Source organism: Bacillus sp. ISL-46 (genome assembly GCF_018613205.1).
Genome location: NZ_JAGGQR010000009.1, coordinates 25,666 through 41,210, shown reverse-complemented (window position 1 = coordinate 41,210; position 15,545 = coordinate 25,666). Strand labels below are relative to the sequence as shown.

The 15,545-nt window shown below is 38.0% G+C and carries 17 protein-coding genes and 1 other annotated feature; of the genes, 2 read left to right on the top strand and 15 right to left on the bottom strand.

The genetic code is table 11. The features are described from left to right. Nucleotides 1-230: 230 nt before the first annotated feature. From J7E67_RS03505 to J7E67_RS03490, 4 genes are all read right to left on the bottom strand, one after another. Nucleotides 231-416: a hypothetical protein gene (locus J7E67_RS03505; RefSeq protein WP_214711729.1), complete on the bottom strand. Its 186-nt coding sequence runs from the start codon at nucleotides 414-416 to the stop codon at nucleotides 231-233. A 125-nt stretch (nucleotides 417-541) separates the two neighbouring features. After that, nucleotides 542-874: an Ada metal-binding domain-containing protein gene (locus J7E67_RS03500; protein ID WP_308160320.1), complete on the bottom strand. Its 333-nt coding sequence runs from the start codon at nucleotides 872-874 to the stop codon at nucleotides 542-544. A 433-nt stretch (nucleotides 875-1,307) separates the two neighbouring features. Further along, complete coding sequence (locus J7E67_RS03495) at nucleotides 1,308-1,784, bottom strand: hypothetical protein (protein WP_214711731.1); 477 nt, start codon at nucleotides 1,782-1,784, stop codon at nucleotides 1,308-1,310. 231 nt (nucleotides 1,785-2,015) lie between these two features. Continuing rightward, the gene (locus tag J7E67_RS03490; RefSeq protein WP_214711733.1) at nucleotides 2,016-3,755 is read right to left on the bottom strand and encodes a 2-isopropylmalate synthase; all 1,740 of its coding nucleotides are present in this window, start codon (nucleotides 3,753-3,755) and stop codon (nucleotides 2,016-2,018) included. A 70-nt stretch (nucleotides 3,756-3,825) separates the two neighbouring features. Beyond that, nucleotides 3,826-4,069, bottom strand: a binding site (T-box leader). A 511-nt stretch (nucleotides 4,070-4,580) separates the two neighbouring features. On the opposite strand from J7E67_RS03490, the gene J7E67_RS32225 reads away from it, so the two are divergent. Beyond that, on the top strand, nucleotides 4,581-4,694 hold the full coding sequence (locus J7E67_RS32225) for an SH3 domain-containing protein (RefSeq protein WP_214711735.1): 114 nt from the start codon (nucleotides 4,581-4,583) through the stop codon (nucleotides 4,692-4,694). A gap of 460 nt (nucleotides 4,695-5,154) precedes the next feature. On the opposite strand, the gene J7E67_RS03480 is transcribed toward J7E67_RS32225, so the two are convergent. The 7 genes from J7E67_RS03480 to J7E67_RS31035 form a co-directional block, all read right to left on the bottom strand. Then, a complete protein-coding gene (locus J7E67_RS03480; protein WP_214711737.1) occupies nucleotides 5,155-5,415 on the bottom strand; it encodes a hypothetical protein in 261 nt (86 codons plus the stop codon). A 320-nt stretch (nucleotides 5,416-5,735) separates the two neighbouring features. Beyond that, a complete protein-coding gene (locus J7E67_RS03475; RefSeq protein ID WP_214711739.1) occupies nucleotides 5,736-7,028 on the bottom strand; it encodes a M20 family metallo-hydrolase in 1,293 nt (430 codons plus the stop codon). A gap of 134 nt (nucleotides 7,029-7,162) precedes the next feature. Beyond that, entirely contained in the window at nucleotides 7,163-8,356 is a 1,194-nt protein-coding gene (locus J7E67_RS03470; RefSeq protein ID WP_251026546.1) for a M20 metallopeptidase family protein, read from the bottom strand. After that, nucleotides 8,353-9,093: an amino acid ABC transporter ATP-binding protein gene (locus tag J7E67_RS03465; RefSeq protein WP_214711741.1), complete on the bottom strand. Its 741-nt coding sequence runs from the start codon at nucleotides 9,091-9,093 to the stop codon at nucleotides 8,353-8,355. The genes J7E67_RS03470 and J7E67_RS03465 overlap by 4 nt, the downstream gene beginning before the upstream one ends. Next, a complete protein-coding gene (locus tag J7E67_RS03460; RefSeq protein WP_214711744.1) occupies nucleotides 9,090-9,752 on the bottom strand; it encodes an amino acid ABC transporter permease in 663 nt (220 codons plus the stop codon). The genes J7E67_RS03465 and J7E67_RS03460 overlap by 4 nt, the downstream gene beginning before the upstream one ends. A gap of 78 nt (nucleotides 9,753-9,830) precedes the next feature. Beyond that, nucleotides 9,831-10,661: an ABC transporter substrate-binding protein gene (locus J7E67_RS03455; RefSeq protein ID WP_214711746.1), complete on the bottom strand. Its 831-nt coding sequence runs from the start codon at nucleotides 10,659-10,661 to the stop codon at nucleotides 9,831-9,833. A 681-nt stretch (nucleotides 10,662-11,342) separates the two neighbouring features. Further along, nucleotides 11,343-11,810, bottom strand: coding sequence for a Gp49 family protein (locus J7E67_RS31035; protein ID WP_251026545.1), 468 nt, complete (start codon nucleotides 11,808-11,810; stop codon nucleotides 11,343-11,345). A 78-nt stretch (nucleotides 11,811-11,888) separates the two neighbouring features. On the opposite strand from J7E67_RS31035, the gene J7E67_RS03445 reads away from it, so the two are divergent. Further along, nucleotides 11,889-12,413 (top strand): sensor histidine kinase, encoded by a 525-nt coding sequence (locus J7E67_RS03445; protein ID WP_214711748.1) that lies wholly within the window; start codon nucleotides 11,889-11,891, stop codon nucleotides 12,411-12,413. Between the two features lie 93 nt (nucleotides 12,414-12,506). On the opposite strand, the gene J7E67_RS03440 is transcribed toward J7E67_RS03445, so the two are convergent. From J7E67_RS03440 to J7E67_RS03425, 4 genes are all read right to left on the bottom strand, one after another. Then, nucleotides 12,507-13,307 (bottom strand): HoxN/HupN/NixA family nickel/cobalt transporter, encoded by an 801-nt coding sequence (locus tag J7E67_RS03440; protein WP_214711750.1) that lies wholly within the window; start codon nucleotides 13,305-13,307, stop codon nucleotides 12,507-12,509. Nucleotides 13,308-13,375: 68 nt separating this feature from the next. Then, nucleotides 13,376-14,281, bottom strand: a complete 906-nt coding sequence (locus tag J7E67_RS03435) for a GHMP family kinase ATP-binding protein (protein ID WP_214731017.1) — start codon at nucleotides 14,279-14,281, stop codon at nucleotides 13,376-13,378. 121 nt (nucleotides 14,282-14,402) lie between these two features. Next, nucleotides 14,403-14,960 (bottom strand): cob(I)yrinic acid a,c-diamide adenosyltransferase, encoded by a 558-nt coding sequence (gene cobO, locus J7E67_RS03430; protein WP_214711754.1) that lies wholly within the window; start codon nucleotides 14,958-14,960, stop codon nucleotides 14,403-14,405. 15 nt (nucleotides 14,961-14,975) lie between these two features. Further along, entirely contained in the window at nucleotides 14,976-15,545 is a 570-nt protein-coding gene (locus J7E67_RS03425) for a nitroreductase family protein (protein ID WP_088087501.1), read from the bottom strand.

Here is a 15,545-nt window from a genome sequence, read left to right as displayed (position 1 = left end):
TTTAAATAGGGATAATGCTATTATTATACAGATTTTATGTCATAATATGGGTATTAAATAGGAATAAATTAGTAGTGTTTAGGGCTGAAAGCAAGTTCCAAAGAGGGTAACCAAAGGGTTTGAAGTCCTTATAGTATTTTGATAATTAATAAGATTAGGAGTAGAAAAATGCAACTTGACCTTATGAAAATATTTGACGGTTACGTTAGAAACTATCACACTTTAAACCTTTAACTACCAGGGTTCGCCATAACTATAACTGCATCCGGTTCATTTTGTATAAAGTTTCCTTTTCTGAAAATGAGCGCATGATTCCTACACTGATAGATCTTGTTACCCAACTCAATTTGATAAAAGCTTGCAATCACATCAAAATCTTTTTGCAGCTGTTTCATTGGACAGAATTCTATTATCATTTTACATACCCCACTTCATTTATAGAACTAAATGGATATCTTCCTTTTTAGGCCAAAAAAGACACCTAAAATGCGAAAGGTGTCATTGATGGTAGGTTTAAATACATTTTTTTATGTTAAAGAAACTATCGTGATTTTCTTATTTGTTTCGAACTATCAATCTCATTTCTCTTTTTCCAAATCGCATATTTTTCAGGAAGGCATGTTCCACATGGTCTAAATCCCACTGAAATGGCTGTTTGCTCATCAGCAAAAAATACCCGATCTTTGACATAACCACCCTTTGTGATGGCACGTAATGCTGCAGGACAATCTAATCGCCCGTAAATTTTTGTTTTGCGGTGCCCACCATAGGTGCCAGGAATTTTACTCAAATAAGGTCGCTTATCAGCTCCCATGAGAGTATAGTTTTTGTGATTCTTCTCATTTTCTATTCTCTCATCAGTAATATTGCTCAAATCATATGCCTCCTTTTCAATAACAGTTTGCGACTTAAATTATGATAGTAAATAAGATTTCTATTTGCTTTATTTCAACAAAAAGGTGGGAAAAACCTGTTAAATTTGGCCCCGAAGAAGAATATTTTTAACGTAATTGTTTATCTTTTAGCCTGGACCTCTTTTCTTCAATAAGGATCGCTTTTGTTACGAACAAATTTTTCCATAAATACAAAAGACACTCACAACGTTGATTTTGATGTAAAATATTTAAAAATAGGGCATCCAAATTTGGAAGCCCTATTTGCACATACGTAGTATTAATGGTATTAGCAGAAAAAACTATTGTCTTAGTAATTTCTCAATTTGTGTTTCAACATGAAAAACCCGTTTGTTTAAGGATTATGAGGGCTGGTCATAAAAAAAGCCTATATCATTTAATCATAGATTCAGGCTAACAATCGTTTTGACATGGGATTAAATTTTGTTGTGACAGGATTTCTACTGCTTTTTTTACATTTGAGACGTTAATAAATATGATGTCGTTTTCTCCTAGATACACGGACTTAACCTCTACTTTACACCACAAGCTGTTGTAAAATCTGCTAAATACACCTGGAATTCCAGCAGGAATATTTGAAATGGTGATGATTTCTTCCTCTTTAAATGTAATATGTTGCGATTGTAGTGTTTTTCTTACTACCCTCAGATCACGACTGGTCTCGGACTCTGAGGTACCCGCCACTAGCCTGATGAAATTATTTTTATTACGGCTTTTGGTTATGACTAAACTCACAAGATTAACAGCGTTTGCAGCAATTTGTCTCAAAATGCAAGCTAAGGTTCGATCGTCCGCCATAAAAGTAAATTGCATTCTAAAATTTAGATCATAATTTAATGGTTCAGTATTACTTCCATTAGCACCTTTCAAATGCCACACTTCCTTTATTTTCCACTTTCTAATATAATATGAAAAAATAAAGGTATAGCTTGGGTTATAGATTAGATAGCAACTACCCTTTCGCAAATAATTTTCACATGGAAAGGATAAGGAACACTCGAATTCATATTCGAATAGGTGTTAAATAGTGAGTAGCCTTTAAGAATCTGTATTAAAAAGCTTGTGTGCATCCATGTTATGGATTATCAAAGATTCCATCTTTTATTCCAGCTTCACAATTACTCCATAGTTGTGATTGATGACATCAGAATTAATAAATTCTTTTTCAACAGGAAGTTGTAAGCTGGATACCATGTTGTTAACTGCACTAAACAGAGCTTTTACTGAGGAGGTCATAATATCAGTGTCAATTCCGCAGCCCCAATATACAGCACCATTCTTTGCGGTAATTCCTACATAAGATACAGCGTTTGATCCTGAACCTATTTCCAGCGCATGCTGCTTATAGACCAAATCTGTATAATCGATACCCAGTTGGGTTTGAAGAGCGTTGCTGACAGCATCAAGTCTTCCATTTCCCACACCAGTAAATTTATGTTCTTCATTATTCATCCGGATCGATACAATCGTTTCGTAATAACCATTTTGAGTGTATTTATAACTGATTAATTCGATAGGGGTGTTAATATTTACATATTCATTGATGAAAATGTCATAGATTTCATTGGGCATAAGTTCCTTGTGCTTATGATCTGAAACATTTTTCACACTATATCCAAAGCTCTCACGCATTTCGGTAGGTAGATCAATTCCATACTTTCGCTGAAGGATATAACCGATTCCTCCCTTACCGGATTGACTGTTAATTCGGATGATATCTCCTTCATATTCTCTTCCAATATCCATCGGATCAATTAATAGATAAGGTACAGTCCAATACTGACGTTCTTCTTCCTCTCGCCATTTCATACCTTTGGCAATGGCATCTTGATGGGAACCTGAAAATGCAGTAAAGACAAGTTCACCGCCATATGGGTGTCTTTCGTGAACCTTCATTCTTGTTAATTTTTCATATTTGGAAATAATAGTAGGGATATTTTCAAAATTCAGCTTGGGATCTACCCCGTGGGAATACATGTTTAATGCAAGCGTTACGATGTCCACGTTCCCTGTTCTTTCTCCATTTCCGAACAATGTTCCTTCGACTCTTTGCACACCGGCAAGCATTCCTAGCTCAGCATCTGCTACCCCTGTTCCTCTGTCATTGTGTGGATGAAGTGATAGGATTACATTATCTCGGTAGCTCAGATTGTCACTCATATACTCAATTTGACTTGCGTAAACGTGAGGCATGGACATTGATACCGTAGCTGGTAGGTTGATAATTACATTGTTATCAGCTGTCGGCTGCCAAATATCAAGTACCTTATTGCAAATTTCAAGCGCAAACTCCACTTCTGTACCCGTGAAGCTTTCAGGAGAATACTGAAATTGGAAATTCCCTTCGGTTTCAGCAGCATATTTCTTTAGTATTTTTGCTCCAGTTACAGCAATATTAATAATTTCTGCCTTAGATTTTCTAAATACTTGCTCACGCTGTGCCCTAGATGTGGAATTGTACAAGTGCACCACTGCTTTATTCGTACCCTGTAACGCATCAAATGTTTTTTTGATAATATGTTCTCTTGACTGTGTTAAAACTTGAATTTTCACATCATCCGGAATCAAATTTTCTTCAATTAATGTACGTAAAAAAGCAAATTCGGTTTCCGAGGCAGCTGGAAAACCTACTTCAATTTCCTTGAAACCTACTTGTAAAAGCAACTGAAAATATTCTAACTTTTCCTCTAGACTCATCGGGACGACCAAAGCCTGATTCCCATCGCGTAGATCAACACTACACCAGGTAGGAGCTTCTGTAATATACTCCTTCTCTGTCCATTTCAAGCATTGCACTGGGGGCATAAAGTAACCTCTAGAATATTTATCGATATTTTTCATCCCGACTCCCACCTTTTCATTTATAATTGTTAGTTTATTTAAAATAAAAAAAGCCCCGTCTCTATAAAAATATAGAGACGAGGCATTGCTCGCGGTACCACTCTAATTGATTAATCATAAAAATATTAACCCACTCATTTTCGGTGGCAATCACCACCTTTCTACATAACGGTAGAAAACCGACATCCCCTACTGATTAAGTTCAGGGAGTAGCTCTTGGATGAGTTCAAAGGCTATAACTACCGATTCTCACCAACCATCGGCTCTCTAATAAGTTTATAAATCCTTTTACTATTTCCAATCTTTGCTTATTATTTAATTAAATACGATAATATATCGATAAATTCGAGTTGTCAACACTAAATTTACTGAAAATAAAGATTAATATGAATTTACATCACTTCTTTAAAAGATAAATCCCCATATAATAAAACTCTTTTTAAAGTATTCTGCCCCGTTAGCACAATAAGGAAAGCTGCCACAATGACAGCTCCGATCTTCAACTTTTGCACCCGTTCGTTTTACAAGACAGTCCTTAAAAACCCCCTTGAAACATGATAAGTGGACATAACATCCCATGGCAAAAATCAATGAAACCTATCATTCCAGTTTACTTCCTTCCATTATTCAACTATAACTGATTAAAATAATGAATATGTGAATAATAAATTTATACTTGCCGTTTTTAACCATTGCTTTTCTTTATTAAAAAGTAGAAATTTCGGTTTTCAAACGTCTGGAAGCAATAAAAATCGACCCTTATGGTCGAATATACTTTTACTTGGACCTGCCAAACTCCCTCAATCCCCAACAAATGGAGAAATCATGCACTTTTTGAATGAAGAAAAAGTAGATTCCAAAGGAATTAAGTGGCTAAAAGTTCAAACCGCAAACGGGATCGAAGGCTGGATTTCAGCCTTGATTGTCAGGGAAAAATAATAAATTGAGAGGAATATATACCGACTTAGTGTCGCAACGAATGGAACAATTTCCGTGATTTTTTGATCCTTTTTCCAGTTAATAGAACAACCTAAATAAGGAGAGTGGACTCCTATGGGAATAGTTCCCTCTCCTTTTAAATCTCTCCCAATTTATCAAACCATAAAACCACCAACTATGACAGAAAGTCGATCAAAAAGTTGGACAATATTTTAAGCAACTTTTAAGGATTGAATCTGTATGGTATAGGGCTCAACCCTTTTAATTTTTACTATTCGATTAATAGTAAATATATCTTTTTAGTTCTGTCCTAAAATGCTCCATACGCTCTAATTCTTGGAGTGTCAATAGCTTAAAGGAGTTCATTTACCTTTCAACTATACTTATAAAAATACCCCGCTATAGCTGGATAACTCATGAATTCCTTCCTCATGTCCCGAAACGAAATTACATCATTTCCTCAAGCGAGCTGGTAATCTAGCGAATAATCGTGACAGTTCAATGGGTTTTGATGAAATGTTTTGGTATAGAATTGCACAGCTTCTTGCTGGCTGTCAGCAAAGATAAAGACAAAATCCTTCTGGTTCATCTTCAGTGAGTAGATGCCACCTTTATGAATACCTAATACATTGTTTTGAACCAATTCCCTTACTTTCTGATGGTCGGCTTGTTCTAAGTCTATCTTAGAAATGTCGTTTCCATGTTTAACTGGGTAATACACGTTTATCTGCACAGTATCTTTGTAAAAATCGAACTTGAAATAAATAAAAAACGTTCCATACAATGTGTACGAAACGTTGATTTTATTGAATTTATCATGATGATTTGATACCGATTGTCGGGGTCGAACCTCTACTTCCGAAGGAAACCTAACAAAGTCTTTTTACTTAAGATGAAAATTTTCCAAATCGTAAAAGAATTGATTTCTTAAATAAATAGAGCGGCTAGTATTTGCCTTTTAACTGGAATTTCAATGATTTTTGGCTCGCCATATACAGTACCTAAAATGAACTACAGAACCTCTCTAGGTAAGTGAATCATTTATAAAAGTTTTAACGTTGTTCTGAATAGTACCTCGCACCCAAGGGCAACATCTTCAAAAGAACTCCACTCATCTGGATGATGACTTATGCCATTGTGGCTCCTTACAAAAATCATTCCAATATCTGTAAGCCCCCCCAATACCATCGCATCATGAGCAGCCCCGCTTGGTAATTCATAAACAGGATACTGTAATTCTTGCAGAGAATCTTTTACTGCTTTCATCACTATTGGTGAACTCATCACAGAAGATAGGGATTGAACCTGCCTAATTTCACACCCTAAATCACGGTTTGCAGCAATTGTCCGAATTGAATTATAGATTTTAGTAACCGTATTTTCACGCCGTTCATTAGATATATCCCGAACATCAAGTGTAAAATCCACTCTCCCAGGAATGACATTACTACTTCCAGGTTTTACTTCCAATTTTCCTACTGTCGCAACACTTCCGATATTGTCCAGTGCTATTTTCTCAATGGCTAATATACATTCTGCTGCAGCTGTTAAAGCATCTTTTCTCTCTTTCATCCATGTCGTTCCTGCATGCCCCGCTTCACCCATGATGGTTACTTCCGCCCATTCTCCACCAGAGATCCCCGTAACTATTCCAACAGCTAAATCTTTATTTTCTAACACTTTTCCCTGCTCAATATGTACTTCAATATAAGCTTTTACGTCATTTTTACCTAACTGAGCTTGTTCTAAAAGGTCTGGATTAATCTGATTAAAATATTCCCCTTCTAGACTGGCCTGCTTCATGGTCTCCAGATAGGAGATTCCATCTTTATCTGTTGCTGAAGCTAAATTTTCCTTTAATTTCTTCGAACCCTCTGTCCCAACCAAAGCGGTACTACCTACAAAAGCATAATCAAAACGTGCCCCTTCCTCATCTGTTAAGGAAACAACCTTTATCGTTCTTTCAGGTTGAATTCCCTTTTCCTTCAACGTACAAAGCACCTCAACACCCATTAGAACACCCATGGCGCCATCGAAACGCCCGCCAGAATTTACTGTATCAAGGTGAGAACCAATAAGAATGGCAGGTAATTCGGGATTTTTACCGATTATTTGCCCAAAGATATTCCCCGCTGCGTCCATATAAGGGGATAAATCAGCTTGTTCCAGTAGTTTCAGAAAGAATTTTCGTGCTTGGATATCATTTTGATCAAATGATGTTCGAGTGACCCCGCCATTATCTCCTTCTCCTATTTTCCCAAGGTCCATTAATTGGTTCCAAAGACGGTTTCCATCTATCGTTAAATTTAAACTCTCCATGAAATTTGCTTCCATAGGATTAAATTCTCCCTTCATTTGAATGTCCAGTATAGAGAAAATCCTGCTGTTTCCTTCCGAAAAAAAGCAGGATTCCTAATCTTTATGTTTTTATTGGTGACGAAAATTAGTATCTGCCAAAGTTAAAAGGTCTATCTCTCTAATAATTTAAGCACTGATTGAACCATTAATTTAACTCCAATTTTAATGGCATCTTCATCTACCATAAATTTCGGGTGATGCCACCCATATTTAATCCCTTTTTCTTGATTACCTGAACCAAGCCACACATAGCAGCCAGGTACTTCTTTTTGGTAAAAAGAAAAGTCCTCACCACCCATGGTTGGTTCTGCCCGTATCGTATTTTCTTTCCCAACTATTGTCTCTGCTGCTGACTGAACAATTTCTGCCACCTGGGCATCATTATAGACAGCTGGCAGCAGAAACTCATACTTAATCTCTACTTCCCCACCATGTGCTGCCACGGTATTTGTAACAAGTTGTGTAAATACCTCATATATTTTCTTTCTCACTTGTTCGTTGGAAGTTCTGACCGTTCCTTTGAGAATAGCCTTATCTGGAATGACATTATTTGTCATCCCTGCTTGGAAGGAACCAATGGTGACAACTGCCGATTCCTTAGATGAAATCGTACGGCTGACCACTGTTTGCAGCTGACTCACAACTGCACTGCCAATTACGATCGGATCAATGGTTTGCTCTGGAAGCGCAGCATGTCCGCCTTTACCTTTAATGGTTAGGGTAAAATCATCTACACTTCCCATTAAAAATCCTTCCTTCACACCTATCTGACCAACAGGAAGTTCTGGAACATTATGAAGACCGATAATTGAACTTATCCCTTCCAATAATCCTTGCTGGATCATAGATTCTGCTCCACCTTCAAATTCTTCAGCTGGCTGGAACAATATCCGAACATTCCCAGGGACTAGATCCTTCATTTCTTCTAAAATAATCGCTGCCCCAAGTGCAATTGTTGTATGAACATCATGGCCGCACATATGACTTACACCATCAATTTTTGAACGAAATGGAACATCTGCTTCTTCTTGAATGGGGAGAGCATCAATATCCGCTCGTATTGCAACCGTCGGTCCCTGTTCGATTCCCTTTACTTCTGCAGCGGTCCCAGTAGCTAAGCTAAGTGGTATTTGTTGAATCCCAAATTCATGTAACCATCCGTTTATTTTTTCGGTTGTTTTAAATTCTTGTTTACTAATTTCAGGATACATATGAAGATTCCTTCTTATTTCCACTAATTTAGGAAACCATTGTTCTACTTTATCATGAATAATTGAGGTTATTTCTACCTTTGAATCTTTCAACGTGAGGGCTCCTCCTTTCTAATATGTCCTAAAAATTCCTTCGTGCGATCATGCTCTGGATTTACAAAAATGTCTTCTGGAATTCCTTGTTCAATAATATTTCCGCCATCCATAAAGATAACCCGATCTGCTACTTCTTTTGCGAAACCCATTTCATGAGTAACTACGACCATGGTCATACCTTCCTTTGCCAGCTGCTTCATGACAGTGAGTACTTCCCCGACAAGTTCCGGATCAAGTGCAGAAGTAGGTTCATCGAATAGCATAACCGTCGGTTCCATGGCTAATGCCCGTGCGATCGCTACACGCTGCTTTTGCCCTCCAGATAAACGGTTTGGATATTCGTCCGCTTTTGCTTCAAGCCCAACTTTTTTAAGAAGCTGGATTCCTTTTTTCTTTGCTTCAGCTTTGGTCATTTTTTTCAATAAAATAGGAGCTTCTATAATGTTTTTCAAAACGGTCATATGTGGAAAAAGATTAAACTGCTGAAAAACCATTCCAATATCTTGACGAAGTTTATTCAACGCAGCCTCTTTGTTTTCTACCATTTTCCCATTAATAGTAATACTCCCACCATCAATAGACTCTAAATGATTCATACAACGAAGAAAGGTACTTTTCCCTGATCCGCTAGGTCCAATTATTACCACCACTTCACCTTGCGAGACATTTAAATCAACACCTTTTAAAACTTCTAAATCACCAAATGTTTTAATAACATTTTTGCATTTTATCATTCATAAGCACCTACCTTTTTCTCCACTTTCCCAATGATAAATGTCATGATAGTAGTAAGCACTAAGTAGATTAAACCAACTAGTAAAAAGATCTCCATATAACGGTACGTACTACTTATTATTTGCTGACCAGTTCTGAGTAAATCGTATAAAGCTATAGTTGATACGAGGGAGGATTCTTTAATTAAGGCAATAAATTCATTTCCTAGTGGGGGCAGCATACGGCGAAACGCTTGTGGTATAATAACCCGTCTCATCGCCTGTCCATAACTTAATCCAAGAGACCTTGCTGCTTCCATTTGTCCCTTATCAATCGACTGAATGGCGCCCCTAGCAATTTCCGCAATATAGGCAGCTGCATTAAGTGACAATGCGATGCAGGCGGAAACAAAAGGCGGCATCGTTAATACAGGAAATACGGAAGGGATCGCGAAATGGATGATGAATAATTGCACTAAAAGAGGAGTTCCTCGAATCACCCAAATATAAAATCTGCTAATTTGTGAAAATAATTTAGAGCTGGAAACACGGCCGAGACCGAATAGTAATCCTATAATACTTCCTGCTACTATCCCAATTACGGCTATTTCAACAGTGACCAATGCCCCCTGTAATAAGTAGGGAAGATAAGTTAATGCAAATGATAAAAAGTCCTTCATTTCCCTCTCTCCTTTTGAAAAAACATAAAAGTAAAAATAAGACGGATAAATCAGCATTCCGATTTATCCGTAACCTTTTTATTCTTTAGATTTGTCTGTTCCGAACCATTTCTTACTCACTTCTGTGTAGGCTCCGTTATCCTTCACAGTTTCTATTGCTTTTTGTAATGCTGCTTCAAGCTCGTCATCACCTTTACGTACAGCAATCCCTACTGGAAGACTTTGGAATGAACTACCTACAACATCGAAAGCATCAGGTTTAGTCGTTTTGTAGTAACGACCAACGGCTTCTGCAACAATAACTCCCTGTAAACGGCCAAGACCTAAGTCATTAAATACATCCGTATAACCATTGTATGTCTTTAATTCTTTTATTCCCTTAATCTCTTTCGCTGCACTTTCACTAGTTGAACCTAGTTGTACACCGACTATTTTCCCAGAAAGATCTTCTTTCGATTGAATCTTTTGAGGATTTCCTGATTTTACTGCAACAACTTGTCCTAATTTCATGTACTCTACAAAATCAACCTTTTGCTTTCTTTCATCTGTAATATTCATTGATGACATAATTATGTCATATCGTTTAGCGTCTAATCCTGGTAAAATTCCATCCCATGCAGTTGGTATAAATTCTACTTTCACACCAAGCTCTTTTGATATGGCGTTTGCAAGATCAATGTCAAAACCTACTAACTTGTTTTGATCATTACGGTATTCCATTGGAGGAAATGTATCATCCACAGCAATTTTAAGAACGCCTTGCTTTTTTATATTTTCAAATGTATTTCCTTCGGTTACTTTTTTACTCTGCTCACTCTTTGATTGTGCAGGTAATTTAGGCTGAGTACCACATGCAGTTGCCATTAGAGCCACTGATAAAATGATTAAAATCTGGGTGACTTTCTTCATATATTATTCCTCCATATCTCACTTTATCTCTTTACTTGTTTATCAAAGTAAAGTGTTTTATTATGTAATTCATTGTAATTTTATACATAAATAAATACAATACCTTCTAGAAATGTCCGATTAATAAAATTCTTTCAATTATTATGAATATAATATGCACTGCCTTCAAATAATGAAAGCGATACTAAAATGGCCTGCTACAACGAGTAACCATTTTTTAGAATTATTTTCCATTAGTATTAAGGCGTAAATTATTTTAAAGGTGGAGTTGGTGGCAGAATGTTGGAGTTTGCCACCAAGTTGCCACCATTGTTTCTACATACACATGTGTCGTAAATTGGTCACTACTTCCATTGACCAGAAAATGGTTAGAAAAACGGTAGTACATAATAAGATGCTTGTTTTCCTTCAGCTCAATTTTATGATTAGCTTATGAAGTAACTCCGGGGTTAAATCATTTATATTTATAAGCTTCTTTAGTTCATTTTGGACTTTTCAACCATCTCTGTACTTTTTGTGTATCGTTTTAACATATCCTTCTTTTCAAGAAATTTTGATTGTAGCTTTTTTATTACATTTCTATTTTCATTAACCGCTTCATCATAATCAACTTTTTCTATTACTTCATTCGCTAACAACTTTAGAAATTTCTTATTTTCCTTTTTCAGCTCAGCAATTTTGTTATCCCTGATTCCTATTTCTTGACTGTATCGCTACACTTTGAGTTTTGTAAGCTTCAAGCTCACTAATTTTATGTTTAATCCGTTCCAAACAAATCTGGGTGTTTGTTTCTTTGTTATAGGATGCCTCATCTACACTGGTTATCGATTCGCTGATGATAAACCCATTGGGCAGCTGGACCGCAACCATAGTGCATCTTCCAAAAGCCTTAACAACTTTAACCTGAGATTTTTCGATCATTTCATTGATATACGCTGGTACACTATGATTTATCATTAGTGCCTTTGCTTGTTGTTTCTCAATAGAGGAATAATCGGATGATGGTACAAATGCCATTTCAAAGGCTCGCATTGTTGTTTCAATGACCTCATCATTGTTGATATCCCTAACCTTCACTTTCCCATTCGCTGTGATTTCCAACAATTCAATTACAATATCTGGCGACCCTTTCACTTGGTATATCTTCAAGCTCTTTCCCTCCACCATGCCTTTTTAAATAAGCTTCCGTTAAACTAGTCTATTCAGCATGTAAAAAAGTTGTGAAACTTGAGAAAAAATTACAACCGTTCATACGAAAAAAGCCAGGCCACATCGCAAGAAGGCCTGACACTAACTAGGAATCATCGCTCTTTTTCAAATACAATCATATCTCATATTCATCATTACCTTAATAGAAAAAAGTTGGATAATGAAAATATTACCTTTGAGCAAAACATTCAAGAGAATATTTCTACTTATATCCCTAATGAACATGTTCTGCAGATCATGGATTCCCTTATGGAAAATGCCGTGAAATATTCATTTGAACCAAAAAAGATTTATACTGGATTGTCTTCAGATGGAACAAGTATTCAAATTACGGTTAGAAATAGAGGCGTGGAAATACCAAAGGATGAATTGGCTAAGATCTTTGAACATTCTTATCGAGCAAAAGCTTTGCAAAAAGATTATGTAGGCACGGGATTGGGCTTAGCTGTTGTCAAGAGATTTGTGGAATTGCATAAGGGACGGCCCTATGTTACCAGTGAAAATAATATTACTACATTTGTTGTTACTTTACCGAACAAATAAAAAAGCAAAAAATGACACAAGGAAAAAATCTTGGGTCATTTTTATTTGACATTATTCGGGGCGTGACAGGCACCTCATGTTAAAAAAATACGATTAATTTTTCAGCGTTATCTCCATCTGCTTTTTAATCCGATAACTTATGAATAGATAACTTAGAACAAAAGCCGTAAACAGCATAACTCCTAAAATCTCATAATCAAGTTCAGCCCATGGGAAGAAGAACGTAAATGCTTGGTAAAAGGAAACCCCGTAGGCCAAAACCACAATCACCCAGCCCATTACACGGGAAGCGGATTGTCCTAATCGATTGCTTTCTTTTAACAAGCGAAAGGCGACGATGGAATCTAGGGTGTCTGTAATCATCATCCCTAGCATAAAGATGATCCCTAATAAAACTGGCATATAACTTGCCGTATTACCTGCAGCAATCGCCCACATCGATGTTTGACTAACCGTTTCCGCCGCCAATGCGAATAATCCGCCAATCAGAATCACAAAAAAGGGATTCGTCGTTTCTTTCAACATCTTCGGCAGGAACTTCCCCTTAATTCCGCTAACACGAAAATCTTCATTTTCCGTCGATTTTTTCCGCAAAAGATTAAAAAGATTTAAGGTACCAATTGCGAACAGGGATAGAGTTGAAAACCAAGTCACCAGTGTATTCACGAGATCCGGTATTGTAAAACTCTTCATAAAAATCCCTAAGATCGCCGCGATGATGGTTACAACTAACCCGTGCCCAAAGGAGAAGAGCAAACCAACCCAGCGAGCAATCGAACTATTCAAACGCCCGTTATAACGGGTCAATCCATCAATACATGCCAGATGATCGGCATCCAATCCATGACGCAGCCCTAGCACAAATACAAGAAGAATTAACGAAATAGTTTCCATAAATCAATCCTCACTCTCTAATAAACTTTCTTTCCTGATTTCCCCATTCCTCATAAAATAGTAAATTCTCAAGAGTTCTTCTTTTCTCCCAATTCGCTTGCTCTAGAATTCTTTTCCCTGCTTTCATAATGAAATATATTTATAGGAACACCCTTGAAAGCGAGTGACATTTCCCTAAATAAGTGTGAAACCACCTCATCACCGTTTGGAAGATTTCCATCTAGTAAAATTCCCGCGACCGTTCCACTGTGGGCGACAACGATTCCGCCCTGATAGCGATAGGCCAGCTGATCTAATAGTGGAAAAACAGGCTTAGGCAATATTTTTTGATTCACCCGTGCACTGAGGGTTGCTGCCTCCCCAATATAAGTTAAATTTTTCTCCTTAAACCCTTTTGTAACCAGATCATAAGCTTTAATAAATTGCTGTTGATCGTTCTGGCTGTACTCTTTCGGAACTTCATTAAATTCAATTGTGTTGATCATACCCCCAAGGTCGATACCAACGAGGATGAATGGGGGTAAGGCCCCAAAGCTTTCAATCAGCTGACCGTGAATATAGTCATAGACCACGACTTCCTCATACATTACCCCATCGGTAGGTTCCACTTTTGCGGCAATCATCGAGATCATTTCATTTGTGAGCGGAAGACTATAGCTGTCAGCAATTGCTCTTAATGCAGCAACAATATCTGCTGAACTGCTGGCCAGACCTTTACCAACTGGGATATTAGAGCGTATCTCGAGATCCCCGCCGCCCTTTACCCCAAACAGTTGGAATAACCATTCCCCTGCTCTTTGAGCTTTTACTTTTGAGTCTGCCACTCTTATTCCCTTAACGATTGGATCTGGAATAAACCTAGCCTCACTTCTTAAACTCGATATCGGCAGGGTGATTAAATAACGGCGATCACCAATGATTCCTTGGACCAATTCTCCAAATGTTCCATTGCAGCTTCCTTTTCCTAGTTTCATATAATTAGACTCCCAAGGCTTTAAAATCGGATTGGCTCACTTTCCGGGGACATTGGCTCATTTTGAAACTGTCGGGCCGTCAGTAAGTCGCCGCCATGTCCTAATTTTTCAATGTAGACCCTTAAAACTCAATTCCCTTCACGGCAGGAATTCCTTCATTATAATAGTGCTTAACGGGCTTCATTTCGGTTACTAAATCAGCGCAAGTGATGATCTCCTCTTTGGCAGACCGTCCGGTAATGACCAGATGCATCCCCTTGGGGCGCTGCTGAATCAACTCCAGTACTTCTGTCAACGGAAGGACATCGTCAATCGGGAATTTATCAATCGCGAGCGCATTATTCAGTTCATCTAAAATGACAACATCGTAGCCGCCAAACAGTACCTTTTCTTTCGTTAACGCCCACGCTGTTTTTAGTGCTCCCCGATGTTCCTCCGGTGTCTTCGTCCACGTAAAGCCGACTCCTGTCTGCACGATTTCAATCCCCAATTTCTCGAAGGTAATTTTTTCTCCATACGTTCGATCAGGTGATTTGATAAATTGAATCATGAGCACCCGTTTTCCCCGGCCGGCGGCACGGACAGCGAGCCCAAGGGCTGCCGTCGTTTTCCCTTTTCCATCACCGGTATATACTAATGTAAGACCACGTTTTACTTTGTTTTCTGTTACCTCTTCCATCCGCTTCACTCCTCGTTACAGCCAGACTGTTTTTTCTTCAAAGGATGTACGAGCCGGCACTTTCGCCTTTTTTAATACTTCTGGATCGGGATAACCGATAAACAAATTTCCGATAATTTTCTTGTTTTCAGGTGATCCAATAAACTCAACCATTCGTTGGTCGCGAACAAGTCCGACGCCCCTTGTCCGCCAAACCAGCCCTAGTCCCAATTCTTTGGCGGCAAGCCACATCGAATGGATCGCGCAGCATACGGCATATTCATTGTCGGCAGAGGCCTCTTCATCTTCTTGAACGATGTCGGCTGTAACGACAATATGAACCGGTGTGGTTTTCAGCACTTTTAAGGAGCTTTCGATTAAATTTGGTTTGGTTGGAAAGCGTTCCTGTAAATATTCATAGGCCAACGCCTCATATCGTTTTTTAGCTTCGCCTTTGATGACATAAAAGCTCCATGGTTCCCGCATCCGGTCATTCGGTGCCCATGTCGCTGCTTCTAATAAGCTGTGAATCTTTTCGTCTTCGACCTCTCGTGCCGCATAATCACGGATTGCTCTTCGATTTTTGATTTCCGCTATAATCGACAT

Bases quoted from the DNA above. Each gene is read 5' to 3' on its own strand.
- J7E67_RS03505 (WP_214711729.1), bottom strand. From the start codon at position 416: ATGATAATAGAATTCTGTCCAATGAAACAGCTGCAAAAAGATTTTGAT.
- cobO (WP_214711754.1), bottom strand. From the start codon at position 14,960: ATGGAAGAGGTAACAGAAAACAAAGTAAAACGTGGTCTTACATTAGTA.
- J7E67_RS03460 (WP_214711744.1), bottom strand. From the start codon at position 9,752: ATGAAGGACTTTTTATCATTTGCATTAACTTATCTTCCCTACTTATTA.
- J7E67_RS03475 (WP_214711739.1), bottom strand. From the start codon at position 7,028: ATGGAAGCAAATTTCATGGAGAGTTTAAATTTAACGATAGATGGAAAC.
- J7E67_RS03490 (WP_214711733.1), bottom strand. From the start codon at position 3,755: ATGAAAAATATCGATAAATATTCTAGAGGTTACTTTATGCCCCCAGTG.
- J7E67_RS32225 (WP_214711735.1), top strand. From the start codon at position 4,581: ATGCACTTTTTGAATGAAGAAAAAGTAGATTCCAAAGGAATTAAGTGG.
- J7E67_RS03465 (WP_214711741.1), bottom strand. From the start codon at position 9,093: ATGATAAAATGCAAAAATGTTATTAAAACATTTGGTGATTTAGAAGTT.
- J7E67_RS03440 (WP_214711750.1), bottom strand. From the start codon at position 13,307: ATGGAAACTATTTCGTTAATTCTTCTTGTATTTGTGCTAGGGCTGCGT.
- J7E67_RS03435 (WP_214731017.1), bottom strand. From the start codon at position 14,281: ATGAAACTAGGAAAAGGAAGCTGCAATGGAACATTTGGAGAATTGGTC.
- J7E67_RS03455 (WP_214711746.1), bottom strand. From the start codon at position 10,661: ATGAAGAAAGTCACCCAGATTTTAATCATTTTATCAGTGGCTCTAATG.
- J7E67_RS03425 (WP_088087501.1), bottom strand. From the start codon at position 15,545: ATGTCGATTATAGCGGAAATCAAAAATCGAAGAGCAATCCGTGATTAT.